The sequence below is a fragment of the Chitinophaga sp. genome (genome assembly GCF_035538455.1).
Classification (GTDB): Bacteria; Bacteroidota; Bacteroidia; order Chitinophagales; family Chitinophagaceae; genus Chitinophaga.
On record NZ_DATLKJ010000156.1, the window covers coordinates 1 to 22517 of the forward strand.

The following is a 22517-nucleotide window of genomic DNA, read 5'->3' on the forward strand; positions in this document are numbered from 1 at the left end:
AGCAGGCCCTGGGGATCCGGAGCTGATCACCGTAAAAGCTATTCATGCCATCCGGCAGGCAGACGTTGTACTATATGATGCGCTGGTGAACACTGCGTTGCTGGAATACGCCTCTCCGCATGCTATTATACAGTTCACCGGGAAACGATACGGGTGTCATACCTTATCACAGCAGGAAATCAATCAGTTGATTGTGGAGATGGCATTGGCTCATGGGCATGTGGTAAGGCTGAAAGGCGGCGATCCGTTTATATTCGGCAGAGCTGCGGAAGAGATCACGGCAGCTAAAGAACACGGTATAGGTGTCAGCGTCATACCGGGTATCAGCAGTGCGCTCGCGGTACCGGCTTCACAAATGATACCGCTTACTTCCCGTGGCACTGCGGAGAGCTTCTGGGTTACCACGGGTACTACCAGAACCGGCGATATTTCAGCCGACATAGCATTGGCGGCACGCTCTACTGCCACTGTGGTAATATTGATGGCGATGAACAAGCTGGAAGCGATCATGGACATCTTCATCAGCCAGGGCAGAAAAGATACACCGGCTGCCATTATTATGGAAGGCACCACTCCCACTGCCAGAACAGTAACGGGTACCGTTGGCGATATTGCCCTGCGGGCGCAAGCCGCCGGCATAGGTAACCCGGCCGTGATCGTAGTGGGCGATGCTGTATCCCTTCAATCATTATTACAGACACAACATGCACTTATCAACCCATATTTAATACATGAAGAAAGACAAAGAGGGATGTGACGGAAAAAGCTGCCTGCTCTGCCGCTTGTCGGTTCGCGAGTGGGATGTGGCTATTGCTTCCCACAAAAAGAACTTCCGGTTGGCGAAAGGAGAAACGTTATTTAAGGAAGGCGATGAAGTAACAGGCATCTATTTCGTGTACGAAGGCATTGTAAAAGTACATAAGCACTGGGGAGCAGACAAAGAGCTGATCATCCGTTTTGCGAAACCGGGCGATATAGTGGGGCATCGTGGAATTGGAGGTACGGATCTGCGTTTCCCGGTAACCGCCACAGCGCTTACGCCTGCAAGGGTATGCTTTGTAGCCATGGATTTCTTTCAGTCTTCCCTGCACATCAATCACCACCTGCTTTATGAACTGATGCTCTTCTATGCACAGGAGTTACAGACGTCAGAGAAACAGATGCGTAACCTTGCCCATATGTCTGTAAAAGGCCGTGCCGCCAACGCGTTGCTGCTATTACAGCAACAGTTCGGCCGTACTGATAAAGGTTTTATTAATATCACCCTCCACAAACAAGACCTCGCGTCCTATATCGGTACTACTTATGAAACTGTATTCCGTGTTTTGAATGAACTTATTTCCGATAAGCTGATTATCTTATCGGGGAAAGATATAAAAATAGCAGATAAAGCAGGACTGAAGCAATTCCTGTAGCGTATAACTCCAATTATGATTTATTGTATAGCAATGGGGAAAATGGGAGAAAAACGGCGAAAGTGCGCTTTTAACCGGGCGTTGACTGGGCGTTGACTGGGGGATGGCTGGGGGATGGCTGGGGGAATCGAATGACAAGCCTGTGAAAGCATTGTGTTAAACACTTGGCGCCTTTAGACAATATTGGTAAATTTAGGTAAGACGTTGTTGTTTAAACCCTTATCCCATGGCAAAGATAGATTTAGGTGAAGGCGTTAAGCCTCCGTTTATGGGTACTATTCAGCATCTTTGCATCTACGAGATGCATGGGAGATATTATATACGCCTGAAGAGTTCCCTTACCGGTAAAAGGGTAAAGAAAGACCCTGCCTTTCGCAGAACGATGGAGAATGCGGGGTTGCTCGCTACTGCGTCAAAGATGGCATCCGGCGTATACCGGCAGCTGCCTCAGGAGCAGAAGATACATGCCTTTTACCGGCAACTCACCGGAAAGGCATTACTCTTATTACGGGCAGGGATGCACCATGAGGTGATTATTGCGGAGCTGTTGAAAATGTGTCAACCTGCGACGGCGGCGAAGCCTATTCGTAAACCAGTGGTTCGTTGTAATCAGTTACCGGCCCTGTGGCGATATGGTAACAAAGCTCTCTCTTCCAAGCACAGAAAGAAGCATGTGGAGCATCAGTATGTATCGAAACAATCAGGGAATAGATTCATTTATACCCGGCGGATAGATGATACCTAGTGCCTATTATGGCGCTTGCATGCAGATGTAAGCTGACCCAAAAGCGTTCTTTTACTTTTGAGTCAGCTGTGTATTATATGTTAACCTTTACTATTGTTGTTGCCAGTAGAATTTCTCCCAGGCGCCAATTGCTTCCCTGTTGGCTACCAGTTCATTTGCACCTGCATTTTCAGCGCATACATAGCTATTGTTCACAAACGCCTGTAAGCTGATAGTACCGTCTGCATTATTGATCCAGCGGAATTTTTCCCAGAGACCTACAGCACCGCGATTTGCGATCACAGGTGACGCACCCGCATTCTCTGCACAGGTATACGCGTTGTTAACTACTGCGCGCAAGGAGATCAAACCATTCCCGGCGTCCAGTACCACAAATTTCTCCCACAGACCAACGGCCGTGCGGTTTGCTATTAATGGATTGGCGCCACCGTTTTCAGCACACACATACTTTCCATTGATAGCGGCTTGCAGGGAGATGGTCTTTCCGATAGGAGCGGCATCACCAGGATAAGTGCCGGGGTAAGTAGTGACCAGCGCGATTTTGTCGTAGAAGGTGAAAGGCCGGTCGGTATTGCTGGAACAGGCCAGCATCCAGGAATTAGCAGAAGGTGTTGTAGGTGTTCCCAGGATTGGGTTTGCCCCCACGCCTGCTGTGCCTTCGTCGCCACCGGCACCACAACTAAAGGCCCTGTTCATGTAATCTGTATGCCGGAATCCAATGGCATGACCTATTTCATGAGCAATCACCGTAGTGGCATCAGGGCGTTGAGAGCCGTTGTTATAGTAGTAAGTGTTCAGGCGGATAGGGCTGGCAGGGTTTCCGGCGGAAGGGAAGCCAGCGCTGTATCCCAGCACATTGCTCACTTCATAGAAAGAGAAGATACTGATATCTGCTCCTGCGGAAGCAGCATTCCTTTGAAATGACAAGGCCAGATGCTGAGCATTATAACGAGCCAGCGCAGCGTCAAAGGCGCTTTGCATATAAGTGTCGAAACCTGCATCCATAAAAACTTTGATCACTCTGTTGGTGCCGGATACCAGGTTATTGGTGCTGTAGTGCTCTACTTTGGGTTTTTGTTTGTCTTTGACTGCGGCCAGTTCATCAATCTGTTTTTCTGTGAGGAATATGTCATATTCAACGAGATAGCCATCCTTGTATTTCATCACACCTTCGCTGGTATCAAAGCCAGCGGCCTTTAGTTTTTCAATAACGCTGTTATTAACTTTTGTGGGTTCCTCGCTATTTTTCTTACAAGCAAAGAGGAACATCAGGGCTACAATGAGAAGATAACGAAATGAATTTTTCATGCTACTTGATTTTGGGTTTATCATTGAGGTTGTATGAACGGGGTAAACACGTGGAAGGGCTGTCGGGTCTATAGGTCAACAGGTATAAGGGCAATTGGCTGATCTTTAAGGTAACAGCATACTTCTTCAGCAAGATATCTACAATGTATGTAGTTATATCGCAGTTACAGTAATTGTCTTTCGCAACCAGTGGCAGGTGTTAATGCGCCACCTTTATATATCCCCAGCCTTCACGTTGCCGGGAAATGATTTCATAAATAGCATCCGGCACTACCTGTACCCCAGGCAGCAGCTGGCTTTCATCTTTGTTATTCCTTTTCATGGTGAAGCCACACACTTTCACACAGACTTTTTTATCGTTGATCAGCTGTGTGAGTGCCGGGGCAATTTTCGATTTATCTTTCAACACCATATCCAGTGCATCGCCGTATACGGCTACTTCCAACTTTGCGTCCGGGTTGCTGTTCATGATAGCATTCACCTGGCGCACGATGGTGTTATGGTCTTCCGGATTTTTACTGGTGATGTCAAATACTACTTTGTAGTCCGCCTGTGCATAGCAGAAAATACCTGCCAGTAAAAGCATGGAGAGCAGGATTAATTTTTTCATGATGCTATTTTTTTGATATTACTTTTTATGTTGCCGGGCGATAGGTTCGAATGGACCGTATTTATGTTGATGGGAAGAGAAGGTATCACTGAAGGGACCGAAAGGATGATCGGGAGGTTTGGCGCTGATGTCTGGCCAGTCTGACGGGAAGGCGATAACGGGCCGTGGCTGCGAGTTTACAAATGCCGCCACATTCCAGGCTTCGTCATCGGTGAGTTGTGTGTTATTATAGGTAGCTCCCAGTGGCATATTGTATCTGGCATATCCGGAGAACCTGGAAAGCCTGTATAGTCCGGCGCCTGTGTTGTAGCTATTTTCGCCCCACAGGGGCGGATACAGGTATTCGATGCTGTCTGGCCTGAGTTGCCCTGTTCCGTTGCTACCGTGGCATCGCTGGCATTTCTGTTCAAATACGGTTTTCCCTTTTGCAGTATCCGCAGCATATGGCAGGTATGCCAGTTCGCGGATGCCGCTGCCGGGGGCTTTGTACCCTTTGGGCAGATCTTTTCCCAGCCAGCGTATGTAAGCAATGATGGCCTGTAATTCACGGCTGTTGCTGTCCAGCGGTTGCCCATTGAGGCTGCGGATGAAGCAGTCGTTTACTTTTTTCCCGATTGATTCTACGGTGCCGCTCCTTGCCCTGAACCTGGGATAAGTGGTGGCAGTGCTCCCGTAATTATTGCCCCAGGGCCGCGTGCCGGCCTCCAGGTGACAGTTCTGGCAGTTCATGCCATTGCTGATCTGCGCTACACTGCCATGCGGGCCAAGATATGCAGCGGTATGCGCGATGAGCTCACGCCCGTATCTGACCATATCTCCTGTTGCAGTGTGAGGGATAGCGGTGGTATCGGGCGCCTGCCAAAGGGAGGCCGGCCGCGGTCCGGTATTTCTCAGCATATACCTGACCGCACCAACGATTAAAAAGGTCATCAGGAATCCTGATAATAATACTGATGACCCTTTGAAATTATTCATCCCGCAAAGCAGTAGCCGCAGTTCCTTTCCTGCGCACGGCCTATTGCCCACATACCGGAAGGCACCAGTTGCACGCCCGGTAACAGGCCGTCAATCCACTCTTTCTTTACCATTTGCGGATCGAGCGACATCTTCTGGGCCATGATTGCGCTGTATACGGTGATAGCCATATTGCATACACAAAATAATACGCCGCTGGCCTGTAATTCATTGATGCCTATTTCCACATTACCTATACCGGGTACACTGAAGTCGCCCGGTTTCGGTTCCCAGAAAGGGTTACGTGTTGCGGGTGTCATTGTTTTCGGGTCATCGGCCTTAAACATCTCACCGAATTTGTATTTTTCCCACAGCTCATTCTTCATCGCATAGGGGATCGCATCATGCCGCAATACTACCACTGCGCAACAATCTTTTTCAGTAGCGCCGGTGGCCTGGTTAGTCAGCAGGAACACTTTAGCCCAGGCAAAGGGGAAGATTTCATGCGGGCGTGTAACATCCAGTACAATCCTATGTTTTCCCTTGATCTTATTGAGCCAGTTTTCAACACTGTCTGTACTGAGCCGCATGCCTTCCTGCCCGGAAGCCTCTTGTACACCCATTGGAGCAAAGGATGGCATACCCAGAATGGCGGCTCCGGTAATCATTTTTCCCAGAAAATCGCGACGGTTGGTTGAATGCTTCATTTCACGGAGTTTTATTTTATAAAATGGATTCACATGAAACAGAGGAGGTAGATTCACGGGGATGGCTAAAATGTATTGGGGTGAGGGAGACCGTAAAAGTAGGCAAATAATGCAGGGGTATATCGGTTAAAAGTGACAAAATCTACATGGACCATACCTGGTCTATATCGCCTAATGCCGCGGTATACTCGTGGGGCAGGCATTGTGTGAAGTAATGGAATTCGTTGATAAAATGCGTCTGATCACTGTATCCGGCCTGTTGCGCCAGCAGGCTCCAATTGGGGCAGCGTTCCCGCTGCATGCATGCGAGTACTTTCCGGAAGCGCACGATGCGGCAGAACATTTTGAGATGCAGGCCGGTCTGTTCCAGGAAAGAGCGTTCCAGTGTACGTTTGGTAAGAAACACCGCTGACTCCAGCTGGCGGATGGTGATATTGCCATCGGCGGTGTAGATCATATTGATGGCATCTTCAATGCTACGGGGCCATTTTGTTTGTCCGGACAGTTGTGTAGTAAGCCACGATTGTAATATGCGCACCTGCTGGTCATGATCTGTACAGGCTCTGATACGTGCTGCCGCTTCATTTGCAGGGACGCCGAGTATAACGGCGATGTCTGCACTTCTGTTGCAAAGGTCACGGGGGGAGATCCTGAATAGCCGGAAACATGCACCGGGCCTGAAGCTGACAATGAGTTGCTGTGTGTTACCTTTTATCTGTAAACCTGTGATCCGGTCAGCAGGACCGGTAATAGCGCTGGAGGGGAAGTATTCCCGGCGGTTTATATCATAAACAGGTTGTCCGTTGCCGAGGTGGAAAATCAGTTGTTGTGCGAGGTGCGGCAAAACGGTGATGTCTTTGCTTTCCTCCTCCGGGAGATCGCACTCCAGGATCTGGCAGGAAAGCATATAGTCCTGAAGCAAACCCACTGGCCTGTAATGCTGCATCCTGAACATACGCTTTTGAGGTATCTGTCACAAAGATCATGAAATTCCGGGAAGCATTCTGTTACTCTCCTGTTTTCTTCAACCGGAAATCCAGTCCGTCTACCACATCACCATCCATTGTGAACTTCACTTCCAGTGGCAGTTTTATGGGATCGGCCTTCAGTCCGATTTTTTGCAATTGTTCTTCATCTATCTTCACGGTATATAGCCCTGGTGCGAGGCCCATATAACTGTAGAAGCCATCAGCTTCTGTTTGCGTACTGGCTACGAGGGTGTTTTCATTCTTATAGAATTTTATGGTGATACGTCCTATACCTCTGGTTTTTCCGTGGTCGTCCAGCAGTACTTTTCCGGACACTTCGCCCATGATAGATACCGGCACTTCCACGAGCTTCATCTGGTTGGGGTCTATGGCGATACTGAGTGCAGGCTTTTTAATACGCCAGGCTACGTTGTCGAAACTGTTCTTCGACAGTTCTATAAAATAATATTCATATGGCTCCATGTTGATAATACGCACGGTGCTGTCTTGTAAATTCTGTAATATCCTTCCGCCGTTGCAGTTCACTTTCAGACCAAAGGCTTTGGGTTCGCCGGGATCGCGGCGGTTGTTGTTGTTGAGATCAACAAAAGGCAGCAGTACCACGCCACCGGCGCCCACGCTTACGCGGTTGCTGAATCCTGTAAAGCGGGTTTTGTCATCATATATGAGGCTGCCTCGTGCAGATTCAACGATGGTGCTTATGTTGGTACCTTTCCAGGCGGCGAAGCCTATCTGAGAAAAAGCGAAATCATAACGCAGCCCGATGCCTACATTGGTAAAATTGCTTTTATAGTTGCGTTCATAGGAAGTGTTGATATAACCATGCCGGAATACATATTTCCCCAGCTCACACCGCAGTGCCATCAGGCTGCCGGTGTTGTATTCATACTGCACCTGCGGCGTGACGAGGATATTACCGGGCATCCGGTAAGTGAGGGCCAGGTTGGTGTATACGTATGCCGGTTCGGGTTTGATGAATATAGCGTAGGTATTAACGTTGAAGCCTACACGGTTTATAGCGCCGGAGAGCAGCCATTCTCCGGTAGTATATTTTGTATCCGGCAGCACGATCTGGTTAAATGTAAGCCGGTTGAACAGGGTGAATTTCCTTGCCATAAATGGTTTGGAAATAACGATCTTTCTTTCCTCCACGAAGTTATAGATAATCGCCTGTTGTCCTTTTTTATACCGGGTATAATACAACTCCACCTGTAAGTTGGACGGGCCGCGATAAGTAAGTATGCCGCGGCCTCTCACACCGTAGGTATACTCGCCGGCCAGCAGCACATTAGGCGTCAGTCTTGCTGAAGCTGTCACAAAAGGCATGGTTTTGTCTTTAGCAATGGACGATAAATATTCCATGCCGCCGCCGATTGTTACATTGCGATGCAGTCCATAGTTCATCTGTACCCGTGAAAAGATGCTGTTATGTCCATCCTCAACCATGCCTGCTGTGGCGGTATATTCAAATTCATGTAATGGCAGAAAGTTAAAAGGAATGGTGATGTTCTCTTCTCTGAAACGCTCTTCTCCCCAGGGCCCGAAGAAACGGAGTTTTACTATTGAATTACCATATACGAGCGGCACCTGGAATGTATAGAAGCCGGCCGCGTCTGCTATTGTATAATCCACGAGTGCGTTGTTCACATATAACTCTACTGTCCATCCCGGATCTGTGTAATTACTCAATGTATAGGAGCCGAAAGAGCGCCGGTAAGAGGTAGGCGTATTGGTTACCTGCACGCCCACTATGGGGTCAAAGATGGAAGCGATGGAAGGCACAAACACTTTTCCTGCTATGATCTGCCGCACGGCCTTATTATCATTGTTAACATACCGCCAGCGATAATACTGTTGCCGTTGATCGAATGGTCTTACGAGGGAGCTGTCGTGCGTATATATCACCTGTTGTTGTGCATAGTTGTTATAGTTGAGCGAAACCGTTGTTTCACCGCCGAGTACCATGCCGCCGAGCGAGAGGTTCAGCCAGGTATCATTAATGCCCCCTTCCGGGCGCTGTGTGGCCACAACAGACCAGTCGGCCATACCGAAGCTGAACATGGACCGGCGCGGCCCCAGGATAGTGTCTGCCTTCTGTTGGCCTTTCAGCCGGCTGATATTGCGGCGCATCAGTTCCTGCCGCATTTCCCTGATAGCGGGTAGTTCTTGTTTTGTACTCAGCTTAACAGAGAGCGAACGGAAACTAAATTTGCATTCCAATCCGAAGATAGTGGCGAAGTAACCGGTGCGCAAGTAAACAGCGGTTTCTGTTTGCACTATATCTTCTTCATTCAGTTTGTAAGTCTTTCCCTGGTAATAAATGAGGTTATTTTTCTTATCGATAAGGAAGGGCGCTTTCTCTGTAATGAAAAAACCGGATATGGAATCCAGGTGTGGGGATACATTGTTTCTGATCTTCAGAAAATTGAAAACATCTGTAACAGAAAGATAGGCTGAATCATTGTTGATGACAGCGGGGATTTCAGCGCCGCCGATCCCCTGCACCACAACAAATACGGAGGTCTCATAAAAAATAGGATCAGGGTCCGGGCCGGGGCCTATAGCAGCGGCTGCAGCGCGGCTGCCCAGCAGCATCCACATCATTGTTATTGCGGCCAGTACCGGAAGTATGCTGCCGAAACGATGCGGGATGATATGTCTGCCGCCTGTCCTCATTCCTTGATAAATGTAACGGTGAATATCCCGCTGTAAGAACCGGAAGGGTTGGCGGGCGGACTGCCGACCGTCAGCGTCCCTCCTATCTTCACGAGGTTACGCGCCGGTGGTGTGGCGGTTGTAATAAATGTGCTTCCTGTGCTGGCGGCGCCAATATGTAAACTGATTGTACCGCCGTTGCTGCCGGTGAGTAATACATCGGGGCCATTTAAAATAGAGACCACCGTGCCTCTGTTGGCATCTATCTCAAAGATAGCCGGAGAAAAAGGATATCCCAGGTTAGCCAGTACGATGCTGCCGGTGGCGATGCGGGAACCGTCCGGGTAGAGGATGACCGTACCTCCCGCCATACCCTGGAAGAAAGCGCCGAATATAAGCCCCTGCGCAGGATTCACGAACACGGAAATAGGCCGTGGCGGCTGTTCCTGTGCGGAAGCTGTACCTGTTATCAGCCATGCTGTTATACAAACAGGCCAACCGGATATATATTTCATCAAGTTGTTAAGAAGCATGGATCAAAGGCTGTTAATGATTGCTTACAAACACTTTCCTGGAAATCACTTTTCCGTTTACATAAAATGAGACGATATATACACCGTTACTGTAGCGCGATCCAAGCAGATGGTAATAACCATTCCCTGCAAACTCTTTTCTGCCAAGCAGTTGTCCGGATATACCTGCGATGGTGATAAAACATTTTTCGCCGGGTATGTGATCGAAATAACCGTACAATGCACCGTCTTTGCTATAAGCCCGGTACTCTTCTTCATTGGCGGGAGATACCACCTCACCGCTCTTTCTGAACACAATGGAGAAGCGTTGCTCATAACTGCCGGCATCGAGGTATACCCTGTACTTTGCTTGTTCCTGCAGGGACGTATACAGACCGGTTACTTTATCATAGAAGTAAACGGGTTGTTGCTCCGGAATACGTTCACGACTGATTGTATTAAATGTTATCCAACCGGTTCTTGCTATCCTGATGCCTACAGGGATTACTGCGGTACTGTCCGGCCAGTTGGGCCATGCGCCGATAGAGAGACGTGCGCTGTCGTCTGCCAGGGCATATATATTAGGCACCGTGGGGTCTGTATTCATTAGTTTCCAGGCGTCTGCCTGTTTTTCAAAATGGGCGGTTGCAGCGTCATCAAAATAGATTACCAACGGGTCTGGCGTCTGTCCTTCATCGGCGAAAGCGGCAGACATCCGTAGCATTGGTGTTGTTTGCGGCACGCGATGGAATACCGGCGTAAGCGTATTTACCCTTGCATTATTATTGACGGACAAAGCACCCGTAACGGGGAATGTACCATTGGTTACGTGTATAAAGAATCCCTGCATAGAAGCAATAACATTGCCTGCAACACCATCGCTGGACACACCATTGATATAGGTGCTGTAGGTACCGGTATACTGGTCTGTAGCGCCGGGATTGAAGTAGTATACAGCGTTGTCAATATTTGTACGACTCCATCCTGAAGCGGCATCCCAGTCTACCGGAGAAGGGTAAGGATTGCCCACCAGGTTAAAGCCCAGTGTATAGGGTTGATTGTGATTAGTGGGCGCTACGGCGGTAATCACCTGGTTATTTACGGCTCCTGTTATACTTACCGTTGCCACTCTGTGGGTAGCTCCCATCTGGGCAGCATAGCCCTGCATCGGCACGAGCGTTCCCGCAGGATTGGTATAAGTAACCCATCCTGTTGACACTTTGTTTTCATCATAACGATAGAAAGACGGGAATGTAGCGTTCAGGTTAATATCATCGGCAAACTCATTGACGGTGGATGCCTGGAAAGGCGAGCTGAAATATCTGTATCCGAATGCATCCGGCAGGTAACGCTGCATGCTGACATTACCGGAGACCTGGCCTGCGCCGCTACCGTCTATCAGTGCCGTTTGCGTGGCAGTGGAGAGCAGTGTCAGCAAGCCACCGGTATTCAGTTGTCCTGTGGCCACTTTCAGTATACCGCTGAGATTCAGTGTACCTGATAATGTTATGCCGTTGGTATTATTGGCAGTAAAGTTTTGTATGGTATTGGAAGAGAAAATTCCTGCAGGAATCGTCTGTGCAGCAGTGCCATTCATTTCAACAGTACCGGCGGCAGCAATAATAATACCGGGACCTGTAATAACGCCGCCAATCCGGAACACAGCTCCCGTCACGGTAACCGTTGCACCGGTTTGTATGGTGACGTTGTTAGCAACAGCTGTACCTGTGCTGATCAAAGGATAGTTGAGCAGCCCTGTTGGAATAGTTACGTTGGTGGTATTCACCGGCACTATGCCTGTAGACCAGTTGCCTGTAACGTACCAGTTGGTGCTGACAGCACCTGTCCATATAGCACCGAGCGAGAGCTCTCCTACCACGAGGTCGCCCACTGCGGGAAGCCCGGTAGTCTGTATAGAAGTGGGAAGCGGACTATTGACGGCTGGCAGCGACCAGCCGGCGCCATCGTACCTCGCCACTTTGAAGTTGGTTGTTGTGGCGCCGGCATCCACATCAGCGGCTACCCAGTTCAGTGTAACATCAACAGTAGTAAAAACAGCGCTGCTGTTAGTAAACGACCAGTAACGGTTCACTTTTTTACTGGTGTTTATACCGGACGATGATAAGCCGGGATGACTTCCTGCTGTTACACTTCCCAGGATATTTCCGGCAGTGCCTACACTTGCAAACAAGGTCGTGGCAGGTGAATAAACGAGGCTATCGCCTACTTCAAATGTTCTTGACACGGCAGATCCCGTGCTTACATTTTTCTGAAGGCGGCCGTACACCCACCCGGTGCTTTGTCCTGCACCTGTGACTGTTCCTCCGGCGGGAATGATGACAGCATTACTTCCTGTTTTTATATTGCCGCGTGTGAAGGTGAGCGTACCATTCGCGGTAGCATTGGATAGCAGGTTGATCTGTCCGGTTGGTTTATTCACCCTGATGCTATTGAATGCACCTGTGGAGTTAATATTCTGCGTTGTAATGCCGGAAAACCAGATAGTAGATCCGGTATTGGTAAATGTACCACCGGTCATGGTCCAGTTACCCCGGAGCGTATCTGTAAAGCTACCCGGAATAAAGTTTCCGTTACTCAGGGTGAAATCATTCAGGATGTTAAGTGCAGCTGATGCGGTCTTATTGCCTGCCGCAGAGATCACGAGATTGCCATACGGCGTTGCAGAAGAAACTGCCTGCGCAGCGCCGGCGTATTCCACTGTGCTCAAAGTATCCAGCAGATAGGTATCGAAAGCAGGCAGGCTGTATACTCCTCTGACGATAAGCCGTGCACCGTTATTGATAGTGAGTTCACCTCCGTTAACGATATCTTCTATGATGGTGGAATCACCGGTGTCCAGTACACCACTGAGAATATCCAGGGCCATTACGGTGTTCAATGTTCTGCCAAGTGATACCACGGCGTTAGAAGATTTCTCAATCTGCAGAGATGCCAGGGTGAACGGGCTTGCGGCGCCGCTGATAAGCGCGGGTAAAGCACTTGTCATTCCCGGCGTACCTACCGAAGCATCCAACGTGCCGTTCAGTGTAAAATTATGATCTATGTTAAAATCCGAAGCGGCGGTAATATTGCCATTCACCACCAGGTTATAGAAAGTGGTACTATCGCTCCCTGTCAATGTCGAACCGGGAGAGGTCAGGGTAAATGTAGAAGTACCGCTGTGTAATGTTCCGTTGCTTTCAAGATCTCCGCCAACGGTGTAGGTATTACTGCCGGCATTGAATATGGCATTTCCGTTGATATGAAAATCGGCGGTGGTAGTCCAGCTGGCGGTGGGCGTAACTCCTACGGTGTTGGCAATGGTAACTGTATTCAGCGAGGTTGGCGTACCTGAAACCGTCATTGCGGCGGTACCTCCGAAGATCACTGTGCCAGTGCTGGTAAACGTAGTTCCACGCAGTACAATATTCTGCGGGGAAGACGGGTTAAAATTCAATGTTCCGCTACTGGTTACTGTTCCATTGTTGGTAAAACTCCCGCTGATCGTATGCCTGGAAACTCCTCCGTTGAAAGTTGCGCCGCTGCTGATATTGAAAGCTACCAACACAATCCAGCCTACGCTGGCTGTTACGCCTGCCGTATTATTAACATTTAATGTAGCATAAGTGGGGGAACTGGTAGAGTTAAGCACCGGCGATACATTTCCGTTGAAGTTTATGACTCCGCTGGAATTGGATACAACAGCATTCACAAAACGTATAGTCTGCTGTATCAGACCAGAAAAAGTAGTAACCCCGTTACTGATCAATGAGCCGTTATTGATCAGATCTCCGTTGACAGTGGCAGATCCGCTCCCGCCGTCATAGGAGCCACCCGTGATGATCTGCAGCAGTCCGTTATAGGTGATGTCGCTCCCGGCAACAGCATAGCTACCGTAAACGGTAAGCCTGTTGAAGGTGGTATTACCCGTAATAGTTTTATTAGTACCATTGAGTGTCACGGTTCCACTACCGCCGCTGAAAGTACCGGCATTATTCCAGTTGCCGTAAAGATTGATTGTATAAGTGGCAGCGTTGAAGGCAGCGCTGGCGCCTATCTGCAGGTCACCATTAACAGTGATATTGGCGGCCATTGTTTTGGCGCCGCTGCCGCTCACTGTTAGATAACCATAAGAGATGCCGCCGTATACAGTCTGACTGCCTGCGGCGTTGTAGGTAACCGTGCTGGCGCCTGCCAGATTAAACTGTGTATAGTTTGATGGAAAATTACTTGCGCCGCCCACTGTTAAGGCGCTGCCTGCCGCCAATGTAAACGTTCCTCCCGGCGAACTACGGTTAAGGGTGTACGTAGAAAGGTTCATGATCCCGCCACTGATGGAAAGATTGCCATTGATGGTAGCATTGCCGGTTAGTGTTGCAGCGCCGGAGGTACTTACAGTAAGATTATTGAAAGTAGTTGCACTGATATTTTGCGTGCTGCTGCCGGTAAGGTTCACTGTTCCTGAGGATGGCGTGAACGTGCCGTTGTTGTTCCAATCGCCGTTAACCGTGAGGGATGATGCACCTCCATTCACAGTGGCGCCTGAACTGATTGTCATGCTGCCGCCGACAGTAGTGGTAGCATTGATATTTAAACCGCCGCTGCTGACGGTGAGGTTTCCGCCGACATTGACAGTATTACCGATCTGTGCACTTGCGGCAGTTTTATTAATGGTCAGGTGATTGTAGGTAAGTCCAGCTACTGACTGTGTGGCGGCACCATTATATACTACGGTGCTGCTGCCGGCACTGAAAGTACCGCTGCTGTAATTAAAATCGCCTCCGATATTCAATGTACCTGTACCAGCACAGGCAATGCCTGCGTTACCGGACTGCGTTACAGATCCGGCTACCGTTACTGTGCCATTGCCTACATTTAACTGTATATTATGCCCGGCAGTACCATCGCTCAGGATAAGACTGCCGTTTACGATTAGGTTTTGGTTATTGACATTGATCGTATGCGCTGCATTCGCCGACCAGATCCCCGCAATATTTCCCTGTGTGGTGAGCGAACCGCCGGTTGCCAGCGTCAGCGTGGCTGCCTGTGCGCTGCCGAAGGAGATACTTTTTACACTTACTGTATTACTTATCACGGGCTGATTGGTAAATGCCGCAGTGCCTATCTCCACAATGTCGCTGGCGCCAGGCGGCCTTGATGGGCTGCCCTGTACAATTGTCCAGTTGGCAGCGGTATTCCAGTCGTTGCTCACGGAACCGTTCCATCGTACCACATTCGAAGAGGATGCCAGCGTATACCGGCCTGCAAAACTCAGTGCCAGCAACTGCGACTTTTCCACATAATTGCTGGTGGCGCTGCTGGCATCATTACCATACACTGACCATCCGGAGCCGGTGTTTCTCCAGATGCTCAGGCTGGATTCAGTGTTGCCGTTCAGTTCTGCATCCTCATAATGAAAACGAAGGGTGACCGCTGCCAGCGAGAGACCCGTTGTGGTAACGTTATACTCCCGGTTGATGGCAGCGCCAGAAGGAAAATCAGCTACCACTTGCGGATTTACGGAAATCGTAACGGAGCCGGTGAGCGCCACTCCCAATGTAACCGTATTATTAGGGCCTTCAAATGCATAGGAAGTACCCAGCGCAAAGGTGTGTGAATGCTGAATAGTGCCAAGTATAATTCCATTTCCACTTCTGTTACCCGTAATTGTAAGTGTATTTGTACCTGTGAGTACGGTACCGGTGGTCATAGTCAGTGTCTGTACAGCAATATTATTCAGCAGCGTAACCTGGTTGGTAGAAGACGTTTTATTAACTGTAAGATTATTAAAGGTATTGGCGCCTGCGACGGTGGAATTGGCTCCTCCGCTAAGTGTTACTGTACCGGTGGATGCTGTAAACGTGCCGCTGCTGATCCAATTGCCCAGAATAGAAATAGTTTGCGCTGTACCGCCGTTGAATGTGGTACCGGCTGCAATGGTAAAGTCGTTGTTAACGGTTACCGCGCCGCCTAATGTTTTTGTACTGCCATTACTTACCGTGAGATTATAAAAAGTACCGGCAGGCAGGGTTTGCGCTCCTGTGCCGTTAAAATTCACCATATTCGGAACAGAGGAAGTAACGTTGAGAGTGCCGGCAGTAAGGGTATAAGTATTTGCTATGCCCAATGTTGCATTGGCGGACAATTGCAGAGAAGTGGCGTTGATATTAACATTGAACAGGTTGGCTGTGCCGTTAAGGAAACTGGTTCCCGTAAATGTGGCTGTACCTGCGCTTGCAGAAAATGATCCCTGTATATCGAGCGAATTGCCGATAGAGAAGTTAGCGGAAGATGAAATACTGCCGGTTACAGAGAGTGTTCCGAAACTGATAGTACCGGCGCCGGAAAATGTTTTACCGGCGCCGCTCATGATCACGCTGCCGGCAGTACCATTAAAGCTGCCGCTTACGGTGAGGTTACCTGTAATTGTTATACCGGAAAGTTCACTTGCTGATCCGGTGATAGTAAGATTTTCGATGGTGATGCCGGTGCCGGTGATCGTTTTGCTTGTGCCGCTCATAGTGAGTGTACCACCACTAAGAAGGGTGAATGTACCTGGAGGCGAGGTGCTCAGGTTACCGGTGAGCGTAATTGTGCTGCCGGCAGCTGCTGTAATGTTGGTGGCAGCAGCAGTAAAATTATTGAAGTTGTGCGTACCGCTGCCGCTGATGGAAGCGCCGCCGCCAGTCATTGTTACGGTACCGGTGCTACCAACGAAGGTACCGTTGTTGACCCAGTTACCGGCAGCAGTGATATTATAACTACCGCCGCCAAACGTAGTAGAAGCACCAATGTTCACGTTGCCGCTCACGGTCATATCGGCAGCGGCAGTATAACTTACAGATGTGCCGCTGCCGATAGCAGACGACAGGTTACCCGCCACTGTAAAAGTTGTTGCAGGCAGCACTTTCACGGCTGCGCCACTACCGGAAGACAGTGTAAGGTTACCGTATGTTTGCGCTGCCACAGATTGATTGGTTCCTGCATACTCCACTGTACTGGTAAGACTGAGTGATACAGTGCCGTAATTAAGTGGGAAACTGCTGGTACCGCCTATCTTCAAGGTTGCGCCATTGGATACCGTAAGCGCACCGCCAGCCACGGTAGTGCCTCTGTTGGCAGTGAAGGTTGACAGGTCTAATGTACCGGCCAATACTTCTATATGGCCTGCATTTGCAGTTGTCGAGTTAAGGGCATTTAAATTTCCACCGGCTGTTTTTACGCCACTACCACTGATTCTGAGCGTGGAATAAGTAAGCGTATTCCTCACTGTCTGGCTGACCAGGCTGCTGCTATAATTTACAATACTGCCTGCAGAGAGGCTGACAGCTCCCGTCAGTGCATAGTTGCCGGTCATTGTGGATGCATTTACATGCATGCTTCCGCCATCAAGTACAGAGATCGCCCCGGCACCGGAAATCACAACAGGCGTGGCAATATCTACAGGGATAAAAGTGCCGCTCACCGTGAGCGTACCGGCGACACTCATGTTTACATTCAAGGTAGTGACACTGCCCACTCCGATGGTGAGTTTCCGGAAACTGGTACTGGCAGATCCTCCGATGGCCTGTGTAGTACCAGCAAAAGTGACCTTTGCATTGCTGCTGCTGGTGGTGTAGGTACCGGCATTCGTCCAGTTGCCTTTTACAGTAAGGGTGACACCTTTCTGAGATATGGTGCTGCCGGAAGCAATAACCAGGTTACCCGCCACCGTCAGGTTTTTACTGATAGTGAGCGTAACATTTGTACCGGCGCCTACAGTCAATGCCCGGCAACTGGAACTGCTATTGATGTTTGGCGCAAAGGCTCCGGTAAAGTTAGCGTCGCCAATGATGGCGTCGACGCTGCTGGTGGGTATGCCTGCCGTCCAGTTGGCAGCTGTGGACCAGGCGGTGCTTACGGTACCTTTCCAGCTGGTCTGTGCCAGCAGCATGACTGGGTGGAGACAGCAGTAAACGAGTATACAGACGGGTAGTCTTTTACAGGCTTTCCTGCAACAAAAAAAATACAAAAGCCGGTTTAAAATCACTGCCATAGAAGCGATATTAGGCGGATGAACCCTTTCATGCCGGCAGGCGCCGGTACTTGCCTGATGCCTTGTAATTACCTGAGTTGCAGCTCAGCTTGTGCCAGCTGTTCTGTGCGCGACTTTGATGTTACGGTGTAGGCTATACGAAGTTTTCCCGAATGATAATTGATACCTGGATTTTTTTCGAGGGGCAGATGCAGGTATCGCTGCTTGTTAGGGGTATATACCGCCAGTCCTCTAGCAGTAGCCACCTGGGTGGATTTACCCTGCGGAGAAACATAATCGACTGTAATATCACCGTAAACAGAGGAATTCCCGGACCTGTTGAACAGCATTGTGAGCCGTGGTTCTGTGGCCAGATCAAGGGAAAGGTCAGACAGCCGGACGTTGGCGTTAGTTTCACCGACACGGATAATTACCGGTATTGTGATACCAAAGACAGGTGTGAGTTTAACACTAATACCTGAGCTGTCCTGTGTTTTCTTATCATCTGTATGCAGTTCATCCGGTACTGCTCTAAAATAGAGGTGTGATCTGTATTCGCCGGGAGTCAGCTGGCTGAGGCCTGTGACCTGTAGTTTTATCACCTGCGCTTCATTGGGCGCCAGCACCACACTACGGGGGAAGAACCGGAGGTATTTACTGGCAAACAACTGACCGGAATCCGGTTCGTCAATCTGATCAAAAGTGCCGTTTCTGTTCATCCTGATTTCTACGAATGAGATCAGGTACCGGGCAGTATCCTTTCCGGCGTTCGCCAGGTTCAGTTCTTCTGCACGTTTTTGTCCGTCGAAGACGACGCGCACCGGCGTTATCAGCAGATTTCCCTGGGCCGCGGCTTCCTGCCAGGGTAAACAGCTACAGCCAATAAACACTGCTGCTACAAGTAAGGCGTATCTGATGACAAGTAGTTTTGGTTGTACCGGGGCCAATATCATGGGCTTCATACAGTTTTAACGTATACGACTAATGGTCTGTCGTACAGGATAATGGTTATTCACATGAAAAACTATAGCTCTTTTGCTTTGCGGCCGGTCAGTTGTAATTAACTGTTACATCGAACGGAGTACCGGAAACGTAAACCCCTGCCGCTTGTGCAGCACTTACGTTTAATGTGGCGCCAACAGTAAGTGTTTGTGTGCCGGCAGTCAGCGTACCAGTTCCGGAAGGACTACTTACGAAAGTGGATACCGTCATTGTGTTGGAACCGCTGGTGATAGTAAGAGGAGAAGAAGGAAGTGTAATGCTATAGGTGTAATTTCCATTTCCTGTTACCGTGAAAGATGCTGCCGTAACTGTTCCGGTGGCTGTGGAAGGAAGCGTAACGCCACCGGTAGCTGAGCGGACACCAGCAGGAGTAAGTACTACTGTTCCTCCTGTGGAAGATTGCACGGCTACATTTCCAAAATTCATATCCACATCTTTTGTGATACTGATCGGCGTTACAATAGTCGCAGTAGCAGTAGCTGAGGCTGTTGCCTGCGCATAGGCTGTATTAGCTGCAAAAAGTACAAGCGCTAAAGCAATGAGGTGTAGTCTTTTCATTTTTTCGTTTTTTGAGGGGATTGAAAATCGAACATTCTGAAAATGTAAAAAGTTTTGGTTGTAATCAGCATTTCAGAGCTAAGGGCTTCATAATCCGGTCTTTATACTCAAAGTAATTTGCGTAATGAAGATAATAAAAAATATTAACTATCCCAATTAACTTCTAACCTTATTTACTACAAAACATAATATAACATAATAACATGCACGGTCATACGAGCTAAAGGTTTCCATCCTTTATAGTAGTCTACTTAATTTGTAGATTATATTTTTTACAGTATATTAGCTGATACTATCTGAAACCCTTATGGCCAACATCAACCCCTTGCCGGAGGTTACCGCATCACCGGCGGTACAGGCAGCATTCGAAAAGCACAGGACGCAATACAATGCGCGCATTACCAATATGAAAGCAACACTGGCCCACTCCCTGCCGGCTTTCGAGATTTATATGGAATGGTACCGACTGTACGACAGCATGAAAGCTATTCTCGGTGAAAGGCTTGCGTACCTTTATGCATATAGTATCTCCAAAGGCAGTGACTGTCCTCTGTGTACTACTTTCTTCAGAAAGATCATTATTGACAACGGCGAGCGGCCGGAAGACATCCGGTTTACGCCGCATGAGCAGTTGATCATGGAATTCGGCAGCGGGTTGTCTCTTCATCATGGCAAAACAGATCCGGCGCTTTTTAAGGAAGTCAGCCGCCATTATACTATTCCGCAGGTAGTGGATCTGATTGCCTTTGCCGGTCAGATGATCGCTACCAATGTATTTGCCAATGCGACTGAAACAGATATCGACGATTATCTCCAGCCTTATTTATCATTCAATCAAAATACATCTTCACATGGCCAATGATCTCAAAGGTAAAACCGCTTTCATCACCGGCGCTGCCCACGGTCAGGGCAGAGCTACGGCTCTTGCGCTGGCAGCAGAAGGCGTGCACATTGCCGCTTATGATATTGCCCGCGCATTATCTTATCCTGGTTATACGCTCGGCACGGCCACAGAGCTCGATACACTCCGCGAAGCCTGTGAAGCACTGGGTGTGCGCTGCCTTACCTTCACCGGCGATGTGCGCGATGATGCAGCCATCACTGCTGCCGTGGACAGTGTAAAAGATACATTCGGCCGGATCGACATTCTGTTTAACAACGCGGGTATCTGCGCATATGGCGTTGCACATGAAATGCCGGAGGAAGAATGGGATTCCATGATAGACATCAACCTGAAAGGTGCATGGCTAGTGGGCCGCCGTGTGATTCCGCTGATGATACAACAACGATATGGCGTGATCATCAACAACTCTTCCATTGCGGGCCTGCGGGGTATGAACAGGCTGAGTCATTACGCCGTATCCAAGTGGGGGCTTACCGGGTTAACCAAATCGTGGGCAATTGAGCTGGCTCCCTATAACATCAGGGCCATCTCGCTGCATCCTACCGGTGTGAACACGCCGATGAATGACGGGCTGGCAGCACTGGAAGGTGCTACGCCGCAGGAGATTGCCGAACGTTCGGCAGGTAATCTCATTGATGTGCCTTGGGTGGAAGCGGAAGATGTGGCCAACGCTGTGGTTTTCCTGGTGTCGGACAAGGCGCGCTATGTAACAGGGTCTTCATTTGTACTGGATGCAGGATTATTAACCCGCTGATATGAAAAACTATGCCGGCATCGTCTTCCTGCTGTGTGGAATTGCAGCGGGTAGCCTCCTGGGGCTTTACTTTCCCCTCTATGTGCCATACGTAAAACCTGTTGGCGATATTTTTCTGAATTTATTATTTACTGCGGTGATACCCCTGGTGTTTTTTGCCGTTGCTTCGGTCATTGCCAACCTGCGGGTATCTAAAGAAACAGGCCGGTTAATCACCACGATGACAGTGGTTTTCACAGGAACGGTATTATTGGCGGGGCTAATCACGCTGCTGTATTTTCAATTCTTTCCTATCACCCTTTCATTGACAACAGGAGACATACCCGCAACCGGCAAGCAACCAGATGCCGGAGAGCAGATCGTACAGATGCTCACGGTAACGGACTTCCATGAGCTGTTTTCCCGTAAGAGCATGCTGGCACTGATGATCGTTTCCTTCCTGGTGGGCGCCGCTGCGCGTCGTGCGGGTAGTGGCGGAGAGGCCTTCCGTGCCTTCCTGGTATCCGGCAACCTGGTGATGAGAAATGTGATCCATTATATTATGTTGCTGGCGCCAGCGGGACTAGGGGCTTATTTCGCGTGGCAGATTGTGGCTATCGGTCCGCAACTTGCAGGCGCCTATACACAGATATTGCTGGTGTCGCACTGGATTTCATTTGCCTACTATGTCATTGCTTTCAGCGTATACGCCTGGATAGCAGGCGGCGTGAAGAACATAGCCTTTTACTGGAAGTATAACATCACACCGTCTGTTACAGCATTGGCCACCTGCAGCAGTATTGCCACGATACCGGCCAATATGGAAGCTGCCGGTAAAATGGGTATTCCCTCCCGTATAGCCGACATTGTTATACCGCTGGGCGCTTCCCTGCATAAAGAGGGCTCTGTGATAGCGGCAGTGGTGAAAGTGGCGGTAGCGCTGGCATTGGCGCACCACAGCATACATACCTGGCATGATGCATCCCTCGCATTGCTGATTGCTATACTGGTCAGTGTGATAGAAGGCGGTATTCCCAATGGCGGCTATGTTGGCCAGCTGCTGATTGTTTCAGCGTATCATCTGCCCGCGGAAGTATTACCGTCCATTATGATTATCGGTACGTTGCTTGACCCTGCGGCCACGCTGTTAAATGCTACCGGCGATACAGTGGCGGCTATGTTGGTAAGAAGATTTACGGGGAGAGAATAAATACCGGGGTACTGCTACTATCGCTTCTCGCATGAAACTATCAAGCGAAAAAATTACTATCCTACACTCCGCGTTTCATCATGGTGCGATAACAGGTTTCTGACATTTTCCCGTATCATTGTACTGTTTAACTTTGGTATATAAGATCACGCAGCAATGGGAAAATCTCTTTTTCTCTTAATCATTTTTAATTTCATAGCA

16 protein-coding genes are annotated in these 22517 nt (G+C 49.2%); 6 read left to right on the plus strand and 10 right to left on the minus strand.

The window, feature by feature from the left end:
• The 3 genes from cobA to VM802_RS19355 all read left to right on the plus strand — a co-directional run.
• Positions 1 to 757, plus strand: a 757-nt coding sequence (gene cobA / locus VM802_RS19345; RefSeq protein WP_325533570.1) for a uroporphyrinogen-III C-methyltransferase, incomplete at its 5' end; no start/stop codon positions are given.
• Positions 732 to 1415: a Crp/Fnr family transcriptional regulator gene (locus VM802_RS19350; protein WP_325533572.1), complete on the plus strand. Its 684-nt coding sequence runs from the start codon at positions 732 to 734 to the stop codon at positions 1413 to 1415. The genes cobA and VM802_RS19350, both read left to right, overlap by 26 nt.
• Positions 1416 to 1641: 226 nt before the next feature.
• Positions 1642 to 2160, plus strand: coding sequence for a hypothetical protein (locus VM802_RS19355; protein ID WP_325533574.1), 519 nt, complete (start codon positions 1642 to 1644; stop codon positions 2158 to 2160).
• 90 nt (positions 2161 to 2250) lie between these two features.
• Here VM802_RS19355 and VM802_RS19360 read toward each other — a convergent pair whose 3' ends face one another.
• The 10 genes from VM802_RS19360 to VM802_RS19405 form a co-directional block, all read right to left on the minus strand.
• Entirely contained in the window at positions 2251 to 3468 is a 1218-nt protein-coding gene (locus tag VM802_RS19360) for a M57 family metalloprotease (RefSeq protein WP_325533575.1), read from the minus strand.
• Between the two features lie 199 nt (positions 3469 to 3667).
• Positions 3668 to 4078, minus strand: a complete 411-nt coding sequence (locus tag VM802_RS19365) for a DsrE family protein (protein ID WP_325533577.1) — start codon at positions 4076 to 4078, stop codon at positions 3668 to 3670.
• Between the two features lie 18 nt (positions 4079 to 4096).
• Entirely contained in the window at positions 4097 to 5008 is a 912-nt protein-coding gene (locus VM802_RS19370) for a c-type cytochrome (protein ID WP_325533579.1), read from the minus strand.
• 41 nt (positions 5009 to 5049) lie between these two features.
• Entirely contained in the window at positions 5050 to 5739 is a 690-nt protein-coding gene (locus VM802_RS19375; RefSeq protein ID WP_325533581.1) for a hypothetical protein, read from the minus strand.
• A gap of 142 nt (positions 5740 to 5881) precedes the next feature.
• A complete protein-coding gene (locus VM802_RS19380) occupies positions 5882 to 6694 on the minus strand; it encodes a DUF6597 domain-containing transcriptional factor (protein WP_325533582.1) in 813 nt (270 codons plus the stop codon).
• A 52-nt stretch (positions 6695 to 6746) separates the two neighbouring features.
• Entirely contained in the window at positions 6747 to 9404 is a 2658-nt protein-coding gene (locus VM802_RS19385; RefSeq protein ID WP_325533584.1) for a hypothetical protein, read from the minus strand.
• The gene (locus VM802_RS19390; protein ID WP_325533586.1) at positions 9401 to 9898 is read right to left on the minus strand and encodes a DUF4402 domain-containing protein; all 498 of its coding nucleotides are present in this window, start codon (positions 9896 to 9898) and stop codon (positions 9401 to 9403) included. Before VM802_RS19390 ends, VM802_RS19385 begins: the two co-directional genes overlap by 4 nt.
• Before the next feature lie 31 nt (positions 9899 to 9929).
• Positions 9930 to 17828: a DUF8693 domain-containing protein gene (locus VM802_RS19395; RefSeq protein WP_325533588.1), complete on the minus strand. Its 7899-nt coding sequence runs from the start codon at positions 17826 to 17828 to the stop codon at positions 9930 to 9932.
• A 170-nt stretch (positions 17829 to 17998) separates the two neighbouring features.
• Complete coding sequence (locus VM802_RS19400) at positions 17999 to 18871, minus strand: fimbrial biogenesis chaperone (RefSeq protein WP_325533590.1); 873 nt, start codon at positions 18869 to 18871, stop codon at positions 17999 to 18001.
• 88 nt (positions 18872 to 18959) lie between these two features.
• Entirely contained in the window at positions 18960 to 19469 is a 510-nt protein-coding gene (locus VM802_RS19405; RefSeq protein WP_325533592.1) for a DUF4402 domain-containing protein, read from the minus strand.
• 307 nt (positions 19470 to 19776) lie between these two features.
• On the opposite strand from VM802_RS19405, the gene VM802_RS19410 reads away from it, so the two are divergent.
• The 3 genes from VM802_RS19410 to VM802_RS19420 are packed head-to-tail and all read left to right on the plus strand — an operon-like array spanning position 19777 to position 22316.
• Complete coding sequence (locus VM802_RS19410) at positions 19777 to 20331, plus strand: carboxymuconolactone decarboxylase family protein (protein ID WP_325533594.1); 555 nt, start codon at positions 19777 to 19779, stop codon at positions 20329 to 20331.
• Complete coding sequence (locus VM802_RS19415; RefSeq protein ID WP_325533596.1) at positions 20321 to 21127, plus strand: mycofactocin-coupled SDR family oxidoreductase; 807 nt, start codon at positions 20321 to 20323, stop codon at positions 21125 to 21127. Before VM802_RS19410 ends, VM802_RS19415 begins: the two co-directional genes overlap by 11 nt.
• A gap of 1 nt (position 21128) precedes the next feature.
• A complete protein-coding gene (locus VM802_RS19420; RefSeq protein WP_325533598.1) occupies positions 21129 to 22316 on the plus strand; it encodes a dicarboxylate/amino acid:cation symporter in 1188 nt (395 codons plus the stop codon).
• Positions 22317 to 22517 lie beyond the last annotated feature (201 nt).

Coding starts and splice junctions, on each gene's coding strand:
- VM802_RS19350 (WP_325533572.1), top strand. CDS start 732: ATGAAGAAAGACAAAGAGGGATGTGACGGAAAAAGCTGCCTGCTCTGC.
- VM802_RS19355 (WP_325533574.1), top strand. CDS start 1,642: ATGGCAAAGATAGATTTAGGTGAAGGCGTTAAGCCTCCGTTTATGGGT.
- VM802_RS19360 (WP_325533575.1), bottom strand. CDS start 3,468: ATGAAAAATTCATTTCGTTATCTTCTCATTGTAGCCCTGATGTTCCTC.
- VM802_RS19365 (WP_325533577.1), bottom strand. CDS start 4,078: ATGAAAAAATTAATCCTGCTCTCCATGCTTTTACTGGCAGGTATTTTC.
- VM802_RS19370 (WP_325533579.1), bottom strand. CDS start 5,008: ATGACCTTTTTAATCGTTGGTGCGGTCAGGTATATGCTGAGAAATACC.
- VM802_RS19375 (WP_325533581.1), bottom strand. CDS start 5,739: ATGAAGCATTCAACCAACCGTCGCGATTTTCTGGGAAAAATGATTACC.
- VM802_RS19380 (WP_325533582.1), bottom strand. CDS start 6,694: ATGTTCAGGATGCAGCATTACAGGCCAGTGGGTTTGCTTCAGGACTAT.
- VM802_RS19385 (WP_325533584.1), bottom strand. CDS start 9,404: ATGAGGACAGGCGGCAGACATATCATCCCGCATCGTTTCGGCAGCATA.
- VM802_RS19390 (WP_325533586.1), bottom strand. CDS start 9,898: ATGAAATATATATCCGGTTGGCCTGTTTGTATAACAGCATGGCTGATA.
- VM802_RS19395 (WP_325533588.1), bottom strand. CDS start 17,828: ATGCTGCTGGCACAGACCAGCTGGAAAGGTACCGTAAGCACCGCCTGG.
- VM802_RS19400 (WP_325533590.1), bottom strand. CDS start 18,871: ATGAAGCCCATGATATTGGCCCCGGTACAACCAAAACTACTTGTCATC.
- VM802_RS19405 (WP_325533592.1), bottom strand. CDS start 19,469: ATGAAAAGACTACACCTCATTGCTTTAGCGCTTGTACTTTTTGCAGCT.
- VM802_RS19410 (WP_325533594.1), top strand. CDS start 19,777: ATGGCCAACATCAACCCCTTGCCGGAGGTTACCGCATCACCGGCGGTA.
- VM802_RS19415 (WP_325533596.1), top strand. CDS start 20,321: ATGGCCAATGATCTCAAAGGTAAAACCGCTTTCATCACCGGCGCTGCC.
- VM802_RS19420 (WP_325533598.1), top strand. CDS start 21,129: ATGAAAAACTATGCCGGCATCGTCTTCCTGCTGTGTGGAATTGCAGCG.